This window comes from Micromonospora sp. A3M-1-15, from assembly GCF_024213425.1.
In the GTDB taxonomy this organism is placed as follows: Bacteria; Actinomycetota; Actinomycetes; order Mycobacteriales; family Micromonosporaceae; genus Micromonospora; species Micromonospora chersina.
Map to the genome: position 1 here is coordinate 936,250 of NZ_JANAVK010000001.1, position 14,187 is coordinate 950,436.

The 14,187-nt window shown below is 72.4% G+C and carries 14 protein-coding genes and 1 pseudogene; 2 read left to right on the forward strand and 13 right to left on the reverse strand.

Annotated elements, in window-relative coordinates:
- Window positions 1-61: 61 nt before the first annotated feature.
- From NLX85_RS04205 to NLX85_RS04235, 7 genes are all read right to left on the reverse strand, one after another.
- Window positions 62-817, reverse strand: coding sequence for a gamma-glutamyl-gamma-aminobutyrate hydrolase family protein (locus NLX85_RS04205; RefSeq protein ID WP_254331718.1), 756 nt, complete (start codon window positions 815-817; stop codon window positions 62-64).
- 55 nt (window positions 818-872) lie between these two features.
- Window positions 873-1,640 (reverse strand): 3-oxoacyl-ACP reductase, encoded by a 768-nt coding sequence (locus tag NLX85_RS04210; protein ID WP_091268577.1) that lies wholly within the window; start codon window positions 1,638-1,640, stop codon window positions 873-875.
- A gap of 1 nt (window position 1,641) precedes the next feature.
- The gene (locus NLX85_RS04215) at window positions 1,642-2,997 is read right to left on the reverse strand and encodes an aldehyde dehydrogenase family protein (RefSeq protein ID WP_254331719.1); all 1,356 of its coding nucleotides are present in this window, start codon (window positions 2,995-2,997) and stop codon (window positions 1,642-1,644) included.
- A gap of 38 nt (window positions 2,998-3,035) precedes the next feature.
- Window positions 3,036-4,400, reverse strand: a complete 1,365-nt coding sequence (locus tag NLX85_RS04220; protein WP_254331720.1) for a glutamine synthetase family protein — start codon at window positions 4,398-4,400, stop codon at window positions 3,036-3,038.
- Between the two features lie 83 nt (window positions 4,401-4,483).
- Window positions 4,484-5,239, reverse strand: coding sequence for a phosphotransferase (locus tag NLX85_RS04225; protein ID WP_254331721.1), 756 nt, complete (start codon window positions 5,237-5,239; stop codon window positions 4,484-4,486).
- Window positions 5,240-5,288: 49 nt separating this feature from the next.
- Window positions 5,289-6,092, reverse strand: a complete 804-nt coding sequence (locus NLX85_RS04230) for an inositol monophosphatase family protein (protein ID WP_254331722.1) — start codon at window positions 6,090-6,092, stop codon at window positions 5,289-5,291.
- Window positions 6,093-6,139: 47 nt separating this feature from the next.
- Window positions 6,140-6,589 (reverse strand): iron chaperone, encoded by a 450-nt coding sequence (locus tag NLX85_RS04235; RefSeq protein ID WP_254331723.1) that lies wholly within the window; start codon window positions 6,587-6,589, stop codon window positions 6,140-6,142.
- A 224-nt stretch (window positions 6,590-6,813) separates the two neighbouring features.
- Between NLX85_RS04235 and NLX85_RS04240 the strand changes: the two genes are divergently transcribed.
- Window positions 6,814-6,981, forward strand: a complete 168-nt coding sequence (locus tag NLX85_RS04240) for a nuclear transport factor 2 family protein (protein WP_254331724.1) — start codon at window positions 6,814-6,816, stop codon at window positions 6,979-6,981.
- Window positions 6,982-7,017: 36 nt separating this feature from the next.
- Window positions 7,018-7,176, forward strand: coding sequence for a hypothetical protein (locus tag NLX85_RS04245; RefSeq protein ID WP_254331725.1), 159 nt, complete (start codon window positions 7,018-7,020; stop codon window positions 7,174-7,176).
- Window positions 7,177-7,425: 249 nt separating this feature from the next.
- On the opposite strand, the gene NLX85_RS04250 is transcribed toward NLX85_RS04245, so the two are convergent.
- The 6 genes and pseudogenes from NLX85_RS04250 to NLX85_RS04275 form a co-directional block, all read right to left on the reverse strand.
- A complete protein-coding gene (locus tag NLX85_RS04250; RefSeq protein ID WP_254331726.1) occupies window positions 7,426-7,773 on the reverse strand; it encodes an ester cyclase in 348 nt (115 codons plus the stop codon).
- 158 nt (window positions 7,774-7,931) lie between these two features.
- On the reverse strand, window positions 7,932-9,521 hold the full coding sequence (locus tag NLX85_RS04255) for an amino acid permease (RefSeq protein WP_148428236.1): 1,590 nt from the start codon (window positions 9,519-9,521) through the stop codon (window positions 7,932-7,934).
- 286 nt (window positions 9,522-9,807) lie between these two features.
- The gene (locus tag NLX85_RS04260; RefSeq protein WP_254331727.1) at window positions 9,808-10,554 is read right to left on the reverse strand and encodes an MBL fold metallo-hydrolase; all 747 of its coding nucleotides are present in this window, start codon (window positions 10,552-10,554) and stop codon (window positions 9,808-9,810) included.
- A 48-nt stretch (window positions 10,555-10,602) separates the two neighbouring features.
- The gene (locus NLX85_RS04265; RefSeq protein WP_254331728.1) at window positions 10,603-11,103 is read right to left on the reverse strand and encodes a DUF456 family protein; all 501 of its coding nucleotides are present in this window, start codon (window positions 11,101-11,103) and stop codon (window positions 10,603-10,605) included.
- Window positions 11,104-11,216: 113 nt separating this feature from the next.
- Window positions 11,217-13,358: pseudogene (locus NLX85_RS04270) on the reverse strand (putative bifunctional diguanylate cyclase/phosphodiesterase); the annotation flags it as partial.
- 6 nt (window positions 13,359-13,364) lie between these two features.
- Window positions 13,365-14,183, reverse strand: a complete 819-nt coding sequence (locus NLX85_RS04275; RefSeq protein ID WP_254331729.1) for an SAM-dependent methyltransferase — start codon at window positions 14,181-14,183, stop codon at window positions 13,365-13,367.
- Window positions 14,184-14,187: the final 4 nt, after the last annotated feature.

Below are 14,187 nucleotides of genomic sequence, written 5' to 3' on the forward strand. Positions count from 1 at the left end.
CCCGCCTACTACCCCGACGGAGGAGCAACGTAACGCATGTCGCCGGTCGGACGCTGGTTACCTACGCCTCATCCTGACGCAACTGGCGGCCGGCGGCGAGTCGGGCGGGCCGGGGGCGCGCCGGGGCGGTGCCGGCCGCCGCCCGGACCAGCGCATTCACCGGCCGGGGATCGGCGTCGTTCTCCGGGTGCCACTGCACGCCGAGCAGGAAGCGCCGCGCCGGATCCTCCACGGCCTCCACCACCCCGTCGTCGGCCCAGCCGGTCACGGCCAGGCCGCCCGGGTCGGCCACCCCCTGATGGTGGTACGAGTTGACCTCCTCCACCCCGGTCATCACCGCCCCGGCCAGGCTGCCGTCGGCGAACCGGACCGGGTGCGACCCGTACACCCCGGGCGCCGGGCGGTGGCGGTCGTGCCCGACCACGTCCGGCAGGTGCTGGTGCAACGTGCCGCCGTACGCGACGGCGAGCAGCTGCATGCCCCGGCACACCCCGAGCACCGGCAGGTCGGCGGCGAGCGCGGCGGTCAGCAGCGCCAGCTCCCCGGCGTCCCGGTCCGGGCGGCTCTCGGTGCGCGGGTCGGTCGGCCGGCCGTACCGCTCCGGGCCGACGTCGGCGCCGCCGGCCAGCAGCAGCCCGTCGAGCACCCGCAGCACGTCGGCGTCGGTGTCGTCGGGAGGCAGCACCACGGCCCGGCCGCCGGCCGCCGTCACCGCCCGGACGTACGCCTGCGGCACCAGCGCCGCCGGCACGCCCCGCCACACCGCCCAGTCGGCCGGCTCGACGTACGCGGTGACGCCGATCACCGGCCGACTCACTGAGCCGGCACCGTTCGCGACTGCGGGGCTCGCAACCCCGGCTCACTCCTCGCGCTCACAGTGGTGTCACGTACGCGCCGGTGATCCCGCCGTCCACCACGAACTGCGCGGCGGTCATGAAGGAGGCGTCGTCGCTGGCCAGGAAGGCCACCGCGGCGGCGATCTCCTCGGGGTTGCCGAACCGGCCCATCGGCACGTGGACGAGGCGGCGGGCGGCCCGCTCCGGGTCCTTGGCGAACAGCTCCAGCAGCAGCGGGGTGGCGACCGGGCCGGGACAGAGCGCGTTGACCCGGATGCCCTCCCGGGCGAACTGCACGCCCAGCTCCCGGGTCATCGCCAGCACCCCGCCCTTGCTCGCCGTGTACGCGATCTGCGACGTCGCCGCCCCCATGAGCGCCACGAACGAGGCGGTGTTGATGATCGAGCCCTTGCCCTGCCGCCGCATGTGCGGGATGGCGTACTTGCAGCAGAGGTAGACGCTCGTGGTGTTGACCCGCAGCACCCGCTCCCAGGCGTCCAGCCCGGTCTCCAGGATCGAGTCGTCGTCGGGCGGGGAGATGCCGGCGTTGTTGAACGCCACGTCGACCCGGCCGTGCCGCTCGGCCACCCCGTCGAAGAGGTCTCTGACCGCCGCCTCGTCGGCCACGTCGGCGGCGACGAACTCGCCGGCCACCTCGTCGGCGGCCCGCTTGCCCGCCTCCGCGTCGATGTCCACGCAGACCACCCGGGCCCCCTCGGCGGCGAACCGCCGCACCGTGGCCAGGCCGATGCCGCTGCCCGCCCCGGTCACCACGGCGACCCGGTCCTGAAGCCGTCCCTGCATCTCACTCCTCCGTGCTGATGAACACGTTCTTGACGTCGGTGAAGGCGTGCAGCGCGTCCGGGCCCAGCTCCCGGCCGAGGCCGGAGCGCTTCATCCCGCCGAACGGGGTCCAGTAGCGCACCGAGGAGTGCGAGTTGACGCTCAGGTTGCCGGACTCGACCGCCCGGGCCACCCGGATCGCGCGGCCCACGTCCCGGGTCCAGATCGAGCCGGAGAGACCGTATTCCGTGTCGTTGGCCAGGCGGATCGCGTCCGCCTCGTCGTCGAACGGGAGCACCGAGACCACCGGGCCGAAGATCTCCTCCCGCCAGTGCCGGTCGGCCGGGGAGTCGGCGAGCAGCACGGTGGGGGCGTGCCAGAAACCGGCGCCGTCGGGGCGGGCGCCGGTGAAGGCCACCTTCGCCCCGTCGACGTACCCGGCGACCCGGTCCCGGTGCCCGGCGGAGATCAGCGGACCCATCTCGGCGCTCTCGGCTGCCGGGTCCTCGACCCGGAACGCCCGGACGGCCGGTTCGAGCAGTTCGAGGAAGCGGTCGTACACCGATCGCTGGACCAGGATCCGGGAGCGCGCGCAGCAGTCCTGGCCGGCGTTGTCGAAGACCGCGGCCGGCGCGCTGGCCGCCGCCTTCGCCAGGTCGGCGTCGGCGAAGACCAGGTTGGCGGACTTGCCACCCAGCTCCAGCGTCACCCGCTTCACCTGGGCGGCGCAGCCGGCCATGATCCGGGTGCCGACCTCGGTGGAGCCGGTGAAGCAGACCTTGCGGACCGCCGGGTGGGTGACGAACCGCTCGCCCACCACGCTCCCCTGGCCGGGCAGCACGGTGAACACGCCCTCCGGCAGGCCCGCGTCGAGGGCCAGCTCGGCCAGGCGCAGCGCCGTCAGCGGGGTCAGCTCGGCCGGCTTGAGCACCACCGTGTTGCCGGCGGCGAGCGCCGGGGCGAAGCCCCAGCCCGCGATGGGCATCGGGAAGTTCCACGGCACGATCACCCCGACCACGCCGAGCGGCTCGTGGAAGGTGACGTCGAGCCCGCCCGGCACCGGGATCTGGTGCCCGGTCAGCCGCTCCGGCGCGCCCGCGTAGTAGTCGAGCACGTCCCGGACGTTGCCGGCCTCCCAGCGCGCGTTGCCGATGGTGTGCCCGGCGTTGCGCACCTCCAGCAGGGCCAGCTCCTCCCGGTGCGCGTCGACCACGGCGGCGAACCGCCGCAACAACCGCGCCCGATCTCCCGGTCCCACCGCCCGCCACGTCTCGAAGGCAGCCGCCGCCCGCTCGATGGCCGCGTCCGTCTCCGCGAGCGAGGTGGCCGGCACCTCGCGCAGCGGCTCACCGGTCGCCGGGTTGATCACCTGGGTCACGCGCCCCACCCTTCTCCTGGCCGACGGGGAGCGCAAGGTCAGAGGCGCTCGAAGCCACGGGTCAGCTCCCAGTCGGTGACGGCGGCGTCGAAGGCGGCCAACTCCACCCGCGCGTTGTTGGCGTAGTGGGCGACCACCTCGTCCCCGAAGGCGTCCTTCGCCGTCTCCGAGGACTCCCAGAGGGTGAGGGCGTCCCGGAGCGTCCCGGGCACCCGCTCGGCGTCCCCGTCGTCGTACGCGTTGCCGGCGCACTCCTCGCCCAGCTCCAACTCCCGCTCGATGCCGTGCACCGCGCCGGCCACCAGCCCGGCGATCGCCAGGTACGGGTTGACGTCGGCGCCCGGCACCCGGTTCTCCACCCGCATCCCCTGGCCGTGCCCGACCAGCCGCAGCGCGCAGGTGCGGTTGTCGGTGCCCCAGCGCAGCGCGGTCGGGGCGAACGAGCCGGGCTGGTAGCGCTTGTAGGAGTTGATGTTGGGGGCGAAGAGGAGGCTGAACTCGCGCATGGTGGCGAGCAGCCCGGCCAGCACCCGCTGCCCGGTGGTCGACAGGTGCGCCGGCCCGTCGCCGAGCATGGCCGAGCGGCCGTCGGCGTCGCGCAGCGAGAAGTGGATGTGGCAGGAGTTGCCCTCGCGCGCGTTCGGCTTGGCCATGAAGGTGATCGACATGCCCTCCTGGGCGGCGATCTCCTTCGCCCCGTTCTTGTAGATGACGTGGTGGTCGGCGCAGGCCACCGCCTCGTCGTAGCGGAAGGCGATCTCGTGCTGCCCGAGGTTGCACTCGCCCTTGGCGCTCTCCGGGACCAGCCCCGCGCCGGCCATCTGGTTGCGGATCCGGCGCAGCAGCGGCTCCACCCGGGCGGTGCCGAGCAGTGAGTAGTCCACGTTGTACTGGTTGGCCGGGGTCAGGTCGCGGTAGCCGCGCCGCCACGCCTCCTCGTACGAGTCGCGGAACAGCACGAACTCCAGCTCGGTGCCGGCGTACGCGGTCAGCCCGTGGGCGGCCAGCCGGTCGAGCTGGCGGCGCAGGATCTGCCGGGGCGAGGCGACCACCGGGCCGGAGCCGTCCAGCCACTCCAGGTCGGCCAGGAGCATCACGGTGCCGGCCTGCCAGGGCACCCGGCGCAGGGTGTCCAGGTCGGGCCGCATGGCGAAGTCGCCGTAGCCGCGTTCCCAGCTCGACATGGCGTACCCGTCGACGGTGTTCATGTCGACGTCCACGGCCAGCAGGTAGTTGCAGCCCTCGCTGCCGTGCGCGACCACCTGGTCCAGGAAGTAGGGGGCGTGGAACCGCTTGCCCTGGAGGCGGCCCTGCATGTCGGTCAGCGCGAGCACCACCGTGTCGATCTCGCCCTCGGCGACCGCGACGCGCAACTGTTCCAGCGTGAGCGGAGCTTTCCTCATCGGCGCGCCTCCATCACCAAGGTCTACTGGCAGAACCGGATCACCGTCAATGCCCGTTCCGGACACCGCGGCAAACGCAACGGTCAGTCGCGCCTGGGCGAGGGTGCCGCGAGTGCGGCGATGAAGGCCTCCTGACTGGTCTCGATGTAGGCGCGTTCGCATCGGGTCCACGCGAGCACTTCGGCAGAGCGGCCGCGAGGGACCGACGCGGCTGCGTCGTCCTGGACGTCCCGCCAGAACGCCTCGTTGCGGCGTAACCGCTCGTCGATCGCGGCTGGTAGGCGGGCGCGGTCGGCCGGACCCAGGCCGTAGGCGTCGGCCAGGGCCCGCACCTGGCGGGCCTGTTCCGTCACCGGTCCCCGGTCCGGCCGGAACGAGACGCACCAGGCCCACGCCAGATAGCCCACGTCCTCCAACGGGTCGCCGGGTGCGGCGAAGTCGAAGTCGATGAACGCGATCGGCTGGCCGCCCCGGAAGACGGTGTTGTTCGGGCCGGGATCGTGATGACAGATCACCTCACCGCCGAGTGTCGGCGCGAGGTCCCGCGTGGCGTCGTGCAGTCGTCGTAGCAACCTCGCCGCTCGACACACCTGATCGTCGGTGAAGCGCTGCCATCGCGGCGGAACGTGGCCGGGCACGAACGACAACATGTCGCGGCCGAGCTGGTCCCACCCCAGGTGCCGAGGGCAGCCGTCGAAGCCCTTTCCGGCGAGATGGGCCAGCAGCCGGGCCACGAAATCGGACGCGGGCGAGGCCGGGCGACGCACCGTGGCTCCGACCCGCACCACGCCGGCCGTCAGGCGCCCGCCGGCCAAGGGCCGCTCCACGTCGTCGCCCACCTTCAGACGCTCGTACGTGGAACCGCCTCGGCCGAGAAGCGGATACCGATCAGTCCCGTCCTGCACGCTGGTTCTCGACAAGGGCCAGCAGGGCGGCGTGGGTCTGCTCGTCGGCGGCCACGACGAGACCGCCCGCCCCGGTGTGCAGGGGCTGGCCGTCGATCCCGGTCACCACGCAGCCGGCCGCCTCACAGAGGGCGATGCCGGCCGCGAAGTGGACGCTGTCGCGCAGGTGGCCGTCGGTCACGTAGGCGGCGCGCCGGCCGGCGGCGACCCAGGCCACCGCCAGGGTGGTGGAGACGACACGGGGTCGGAACCGCTCGATGAACCCCTGGTCGGCAAGTAGCCGCGCGGCCCGGAAGACCCGCTCGTTGGGGAACGGTGGATCGAGATTGACGTCCACCAGCCTCGACTCGGCCGACGGGGCGAGTTGCTCGTCCACGCCGCCCCGACGCACGTTGGCACCGGTGCCGTCGGTCCAGAACACCTCGTCGGCGAACGGGTCCGCCGAGGCCGCCACGACGACCTGCGTTCCGGTGCGCAGCGCGACGTTGACCGAGACCAGCATGTTCCGTACGGCATAGTTCAACGTCCCGCACAGCGGGTCGACCAGCCAGGTGCGTCCGTTCCCGCCGATGCCCGTGCGCCCGCTCTCCTCCGCCAGCACCAGGTCGTCCGGCCGGGCCGCCCGCAGGACGTCGAGGATGGCCTTCTCCGCCTCGATGTCGGCCGTCGTGGCGAAGTCTCCCGCGGACTTCCCGAAGCGTGTCAGCGATGTCCCGTAGTGCGAGCGCACGACCGCGGCCCCGGCTGCCGCCGCCTCGATGACCAGATCCCGGTCGTTGATCGACATGCCCGCACAATAGATGCCGGGGCGGGCTCGCGGTTGCCCGCGACGGGTCAGGAGACCGCGGCCTTCACGAGCTCGACGACCTTCTTCTCCACGGCGGGGCTCCACTTCTGGAGCGCGTACGCGACCGGCCAGATGTCCCCGTCGTCGAGGTTGGCCGGGTCCTGGAAGCCCAGGGTCGAGTACCGGTAGTTGAACTTGCCCGAGTCCTGGAAGAAGAAGACGATCTTGCCCTCGGCGTTCGCGTAGGCGGGCATCCCGTACCAGGTCTTCGGCGAGAGCTGCGGGGCGGCTGCGGTCACCGTCGCGTGCACGCGCTCCGCGAGCGCACGGTCGTCCGGCGCCATCTGCGCGATCCGGTCGAGCACCGCCTGGAGGTCGTCGGCCTTCTTGGCGCCCTTCTTGCCCTCGGCGCGCAGCTCGGCGGCGCGCTCCTTCATGGCGGCGCGCTCCTCGGCGCTGAAACCATCGGACACGGTCGTGGCGTTCTTCGCGGACATTCTGGGCTCCCTCGCTGTTCAGGCTCGGCGTCCTGCCGGCTGCCTGGGAGAAGGCTAGGCCCGCGAGCATCCGGGGAGCTTCTTGATTCCTGATCAGATCACCGGACCCGGACGAGGCGTGTGGATAGGGCACTGTTCACCGGCAGACCGCCTGCCGTTCCAGGGGCGTTCTGCCCGCGGCAAAACGGACCACCCCGGCAGGCTCACCCGGTAACACTGGCGACATGACGGACCAGGAGGCAGCGGACCAGCAACGCCGGCTCACCGACCTCTACCTGGCGTTCAACCAGCGCGACATACCGGCGCTGCTCGCTGCCATGGCGTCCGACGTCCGGTGGCCGAACGGCTGGGAGGGCGGCACCGTGCGGGGCCACGACGAGGTGCGCGCCTAGTGGACCCGACAGTGGGCGCAGATCGAACCGACCGTCGTGCCGACCGCCTTCCGGACCGAGAGCGACGGTCGCATCGCCGTCACCGTGCGGCAGGTTGTGCGGGACAAAGCAGGAACGACACTCGCGAACCGAACCGTCACGCACGTCTACCGCTTCGTCGACGACCTCGTCGCGGAGATGGAGATTCTTGAGTGATGGGGGCAACCGGTTGCGGTCAGTTCGCCGTCCTGTGCCACTCCCGTGCCAGGAGGCCGTGGACCACGAGGTCACGTCGTTCGTCGGGAACGCCGCCGCCTCCCGCAGGATGCACTCCTGGGTGAACCCCAGCCGCTCGGCAACGCACGCCTGCTCCTGACTTGGCGACGGTCGACGTCGCCGGCAATCGCACCCGAAAAGGCCCTCCACCTGAGCGCTGGAGGGCCTTCTTCCGTAAGCAGCTGGTGGCTACATCCAGATGTATTCCTCGGCGATCGCCCCGTCGCGCCATTTGGCCACGGTCACCATCCGGCCGCCGCCTTCGAACTCTCCCACGACACACGTCCACTCGCCCGAGCCGAACTTGATCGGATGGGACGCTATCTGCGGGGGCGTCTCAGCGCCGGCCGGGACAAGCGCCTTCATTGCGTCGATGTGCTCCGCGATGCCGTGCGTCGCGGGCTGTCCGTGGACGTCGACGAGCACGTCGTCGGTGTGGAGGTGGGCGAACAGACCTTCCCAGTCGGCGCCGTTCCACGCCGTGAAGTCGAGTTCGTCCATGCTCTTCAGGTTGCGGGAGACCTCGTCGTCCGCCATGGTCACGATTCCTCTACCGGCTCGGTTGGTCGCTGGAACAGACCATTTCAGGTTAACTCCGCCCGAACCAGGGCAATGGGTTTCCGCCGCGATACCGTCGATCACCCCCGGCTCTCCTCGCCGGCGCCGGGTGAGCCGGCGCCGGCGAGGAGAGTGGATCAAGCCGGCTCGTCGGCCGGTGCGGCGTCCGCGGCGGGGCGCTGGGCCGGAACGTCCACGGTACGGCGGGGGCCGGTGAACCACTTCCGGGCCGAGGCGTACCACCAGATGGCCACGCCGAGCAGCACCCCGCCGATGGCGAGCGGCGCGTAGTTCACCGCGGTCCAGCTGAACTCCGCGTTGCCCGGCACGCCGGCCGGCACGATGGGCAGCACGAAGTAGACGGAGATGATCGCGATCTCGATCACCGCGATCCAGCCGAGCAGCTTGTACCTGCGGCCCAGCGTCCAGGGCCCCGGCACGAACCGGTCCCCCATCCGCAGCCGCAGGAAGATCGGGATGAGGAAGGACAGGTACAGCCCGATCACCGCGACCGAGACCACCGCGTAGAACGCGACCGGCACGCCGGCCTTCTGGTAGAGCGCCGGCAGGGTGAGCACCAGCCCGGCCAGGGTCGCCGCGATGATCGCGTTGACCGGGGTGCCGTTGCGGTCCACCCGGGACCAGAGCCGCCAGCCGGGGACCGCGCGGTCCCGGCTGAACGCGTACGCCATCCGGGACATCGAGGTCACGCAGCTCATCCCGCAGAAGAACTGGCCGATGGTGGAGATGATGATGACGGCCTTGAAGAAGAACGGGGTCAGCGCGGACTCGAAGATCGCCCCGGAGAAGCCGCCCGCGGAGTTGATCGCGTCGACGTCGGTGGCCGCGAACAGGAACGCGAGCAGCAGGATCCAGCCGCCCACCGCCGAATAGAAGATCGACCGCCAGAGGCCCTGGGCGGCGGCCTTCGACGCGCCCCGGGTCTCCTCGGAGACGTGGGCGCAGGCGTCGAAGCCGGTGATCGTGTACTGGGTGAGCAGGAAGCCCAGCGGCAGCACGTAGAACCAGAAGGTGAGCCCGCCGGTGTCGCCGTCGCCGAAGCCGGAGTTGTTGAACCGCTCGGTGAAGACGAACTTGAAGCTCTGGTGGTCGTCCGGGACCAGCACCAGGATGAGCACCACCGCGGCCGCGCCGGCCACGTGCCACCAGACCGAGACGTTCTGGAGTACGTCGATGACGTGGTGCCCGTAGATGTTGATGAGCCCGTGCAGGGCGAGGATCACCACGAACAGCCCGAAGGTCTGGTGCGCGGTGCCGGCCCAGCCGTCGAAGAGCGCGGAGAGGGTCAGGTTGAGGAAGGTGGCGCAGCCGTAGTCGACCGAGGCGGTCACCGCCACCAGGCCGATGAGGTTGAGCCATCCGGTGAACCAGCCGTGCACCGGCCGTCCCATGGTCGCGGCCCACCAGTAGATCCCGCCGGCCGTCGGGTAGGCGGAGACCAGTTCGGCCATGCAGAAGCCGATGATCAGGATGAACAGCGAGATCAGCGGCCAGCCCCAGGAGATGGCGACCGGACCGCCGTTGTTCCACGCCTGGCCAAAGGTCGTGAAGCAGCCGGCCAGGATCGAGATGATCGAGAACGAGATGGCGAAGTTGGAGAAGCCGCTCCACTTGCGGTGGAGTTCCTGCTTGTAGCCGAGTTCGGCGAGCCGTCGGGCGTCGTCGTCCATGGGTTGCTCGGCGGTCGGCGCGGGCGTCGTGGCCACTGCACACCTCCTCGAGGTGGATTCCCCGGTGCGAGTGGGCAAAGTGTGATCCCGCCGATCAAGGCGGTCAATACGGCAGGCGTGGGAATCTCACGGCCGGCACGGCTAATTGCGTTGCCGCGCCAGACCGTTCCGGGGCATCCTTGAGCCCGTGACCAGGCCCGATCGCGACGGGCCACCGCCGGGCGCTCGGCAACGCCCGGTGCGCGGCGGCGCGCGGCGTCCACCTCTCTCTCACTGAAGTACGGCGGTTCGCCGTACCCCCGGACGCCCGCGCCGCCGCTCCCTACCTCCCGACCGTGCGCACCAGGCCCGGCACGGCGACGTCCACCGGCCCGGCGTACCCGCGTCGCGCCGCCGCGACCGCCTCCGCCGGGTCGGTCCCGGGCCACAGGTGGGTGAGCAGCACGCCGCGCGCCCCGGCCGCGGCCGCGTACCGGCCCACCTCGGCGGCGCTGGACAGGTTGCCGGCGTGCCGGTCCGGGATCTCCACCGGGTACGTCGCCTCGGCGATCAGCAGGTCGGCGTCCCGGGCCAGCTCGACGAGGTCCGGGCTGCTTCCGGTGTCGCCGGTGTAGGCCAGCACGGCGGCCCGGCCGGTGAACCGGGCGCCGACGTTGGGCACCCAGTGCGGCAGCGACCAGGTGTCCACCCGGAACGGCCCGAGATCGAACGCCACTCCGGGCACGAGGGCGGCCAGCCGGTACGCCCCGTCGACCAGGCCCGGCTCGTCGACGGCGAGCAGGCGGTCCAGCGCTCCGGCGGGCGCGTACACGGGCAGCGGCGGGCCGGACCGGTCGGCGAGCACCCGGGCCCGCAGCAGCGGTTGCAGGTCGGCGCAGTGGTCCGGGTGGCCGTGGCTGACGTAGACCGCGTCGACCCGCGCCGCGGGGACGCGCGCCAGCAGCGGTTGCAGGGTCGCGTACCCGGGGTCGACCAGCAGCCGGAAGCCCGCGTCCTCGACCAGGAAGCCGGAGCACGACTGCTCGGCGGTGGGCCAGGCGCCGAGCCCACCGAGGACGGTGATCCGCACGCCCGCGACCCTAACCGGCCGACGCGGCGCAACGCTGCCCCGAGCCGGTCAGGCGAACAGCAGCCCGGCCACCCAGAGCACGGCGATGACCAGGCCGGCCAGGAACTCGACGAGCATCGACAGCCCGGCCGCCTTGAGCGCCTGCACGGTGGCCGGCCAGGCGAGCTGGTTGCTGCCCAACCGCAGCCGTTCGGCGCCCCAGATCCCGCCGACGAAACCGATCGGCAGGCCGACCACCGGGATGACGAAGAAGCCGACCACGCCGAGCAGCCCGCCCGCCAGCAGCGACGAGGTGGGCACGCCGGTCCGCTTCAGGTTCCGCCCCGGCCAGAGGTACTTGACGACGACGCCGCCGACGGCGACCACGGTGGCGGCGGCCAGCACCGCCCAGCGGCCCGGGCCGGCGTCGCCGAAGAGCGCCCACACCAGCACGCCGCCCCAGCACAGGGGCAGCGCCGGCAGCCCGGGCACCACCACCCCGGCCAGGCCGGCCACGATGGCCAGCGCGGCCACCACCGACACCACGGCCTGCGAGTCGCTCAGGCTCACCGCGTCTCCTCCCCGGCGGCGCGGGCCTGCGCCCGCCCGGCTCGCTGTTCCGGCAGGTGGGCGGGGAACCCCGCGCCACCGGAGGCGTCCCGAAGGGGTGCCGCCGCGGCGGCCAGCCGGGTGCGGATGTCGGCGGCGGGCATCGGGGGGCCGAACCAGCGGCCCTGCCCGGTGTCGCAGCGCAGCGACCGCAGCCGCTCGGCCTGCACCTCGGTCTCCACCGCTTCGGCGGTCACCCACAGCTCCAGCGCGTGGGCCAGCCGGACCAGCGCGTCCACGATCCGCTCGTCGCGGTGGTCGGCGACCGCGTCCGCCCCGTCGGCCCGGATCCCCTCGACGAAGGGGCCGGCCAGCTTCAGGCACTGGATCGGCAGCCGCCGCAGGTACGCGAGGTTCGAGTAGCCGGTGCCGAAGTCGTCGATGGCCAGCCGGAGGCCGAGGTCGGCGAGCTGGTGCAGGGCGCGCAGCGGCTCCCCGGCGGTGCCCATCACGGCGCTCTCGGTCAGCTCCAGTTGCAGCAGCTCGGCGGGGAGCCCGGTGCGCTGCAACGCCTCGGCGACGGTCTCCACGATGGCCGGGTCGTCGGCCTGCCGGGCGGCCAGGTTCACGCTGACCACCAGCCGCGCGTCCGGGTACGCCCGCCGCCAGCTCTCCGCGTCCCGGCACGCCTGCCGGAGCACCCAGGCGCCGAGCCGGACGATCAGGCCGGTCTCCTCGGCCAGCCCGATGAACCGGTCCGGGCCGATCAACCCCAGTTCCGGGTGCTGCCAGCGGACCAGCGCCTCCACCGCCACCATCGAGCCGTCGAGCAGCGAGACGATCGGCTGGTAGTGCAGCACGAACTCGCCCCGGTCCAGCGCGGCGGGCAGGTTGGCGGCCAGCGCGGAGCGGGCGATGTCGGCGGCGCTGCGCTCCGGGTCGTAGACCGCCCAGCGGCCCCGCCCCTCGGCCTTGGCCCAGTAGAGCGTGGTGTCGGCGGCCTTCATGAGGTCGGACACGCTGGTCTCGTCGGCCGGGCACTCCACGATGCCGATGCTCGCCGAGACGGCGAGCTGCTGGTCGCCGACGTGGACCGGGGCGGAGACCGCGGCCAGGGCCAGCTCGGCCACCTCCACCGCGTCGTCGAGGCCGCCGTCGGAGTCGACCAGGATGACGAACTCGTCGCCGCCCATCCGGGCCACCAGGTGGCCGCGGCCGGACACGCAGTCGGCCAGCCGCCGGGCGATCACCTTGAGCAGCCGGTCGCCGAGGTCGTGGCCGAGGCTGTCGTTGATCGCCTTGAAGCCGTCCAGGTCGATGAAGCAGAGCCCGACCCGCTGCTCCGGCTCGGCGGTGTCGAAGACCTGGCCGAGCGTCTCGAAGAAGAGCGTCCGGTTGGGCAGGCCGGTGAGCGGGTCGTGCAGCGCCTGGAAGCGCAGCCGCTGCTGGAGCTGGTAGCGCTCGGTGATGTCCTCGATCATCGCCACGGTGAACCGGGGGCGGCCGTCGTCGTGGCGGATCAGCGAGACCGCGAGGTCGGTCCAGACCACGCTGCCATCCTTGCGGTAGTAGCGCTTCTCCACCCGGACGCTGTCCCGCTTGCCCTCGATGAGCTCCTGGTACAGCTCCCACATCCCGGCGGCGTCGTCGGGGTGGAACAGCCCGTCCACGGTGATTTCGCGCAGCTCGGCCATCGTGTAGCCGAGCATGTCGGCGAACGACTGGTTGACCTCGATGATCCGCCCGTCCACCCCGGCGATGCCGATGCCGATGGCCGCCCCGGTGAACACCGCGCGGAACCGGGCCTCGCTGTCGCGCAACGCCTGCTCCACCGCGTCCCGGGCCTGCCAGGCCGAGCGGGCGATCCGCTCCTGCTGGCTGAACACCCGGTCGCGCAGGGCCCGGCTGAAGCCGGCGGCGAACGCGCCCTGCATGGCGGCGATCCGCTCCCGCACCTCGGGCGCCTCCACGAGCGTGGGCAGCACCCAGGGCAGGAGGCGGTCACCGAGCGCCTGCACCGACCAGTCGAGCACCCCGGGCTCGGTGAGATGCGCCTCGACCAGGGCCCGCCCGACGTCCTCCGCCGGCTGGGCGGAGAACGCCGGGGCGAGCAGGGCCCGGCCGAGGCGGACGGTGTGCGCCAGCAGCAGCCGCTCGGTCTCGGCCGCGCTCAACGGCACGAACCCGATGCGCCGCACCGCCCGGGCCCACTCAGCGGCGTACGCCGCGGCGCCCGGCCGGCTGACGTCGCCCCCGTCGGGGTCCGGGGCGCGCATGTCGGCTCAGCCGGCGGTGTGGTCGTGCCGGGCGACGCCGCCGAACGCCCCGAACCGCTCAGGGTGCTCGTCCACGTCCGACGGCGAGTCGGGCCGCCAGAGCGGCATGTGCACGACCCCCGGTTCGAGGACCGTCCAGTCGCCGAAGTAGCCGGTGATCTCGGCCCGCGAGCGCAGCGTGATCTCGGTGGCGGTGCGCGCCGACAGCCGCTGCGCGTCGAGCATCTCCTGCGGCTGGTCCTCGAAGGTCGAGTGCGAGATGACGAGGAAGCTGCCGGGCGCCGCGGCGGCCCGCAGGGTCGCCAGGATGTCGCCCGGCCGGTCCTCGTCGGGGATGAAGTGCACCACCCCGGCGAGCAGGATGCCGACCGGGCGGTCGAAGTCGATCAGGCCGCTGGCCCGGGCCTGGTCCTGGATCAGTTTCGGCTCCCGCAGGTCGGCCAGGATCGCGGTGGCCCGGTCGTTGCCGGCGAGCAGTTCCCGGCTGTGCGCCACGGCGACCGGGTCGATGTCGACGTACACGATCCGGGCCTCCGGGTTGGCCGCCTGGGCGACCTCGTGCACATTGCCGACGGTGGGAATCCCCGAGCCGATGTCGAGGAACTGGTCGATGCCGGCGTCGAGCAGCACCCGGACGGCCCGGCGCAGGAACTCCCGCCCGGAGCGCATGGTGGCCGCCAGGTTCGGCGTCATGGCGGCGATCTGCTCGGCGAGCTGCCGGTCGATCTCGAAGTTGTGCGCGCCGCCGAGGAAGTAGTCGTAGACCCGGGCCGCGCTCGGCCGGCTCAGGTCGATCTCGGCGGGAAGTCCGTCCGGCGTCTGCATCGCT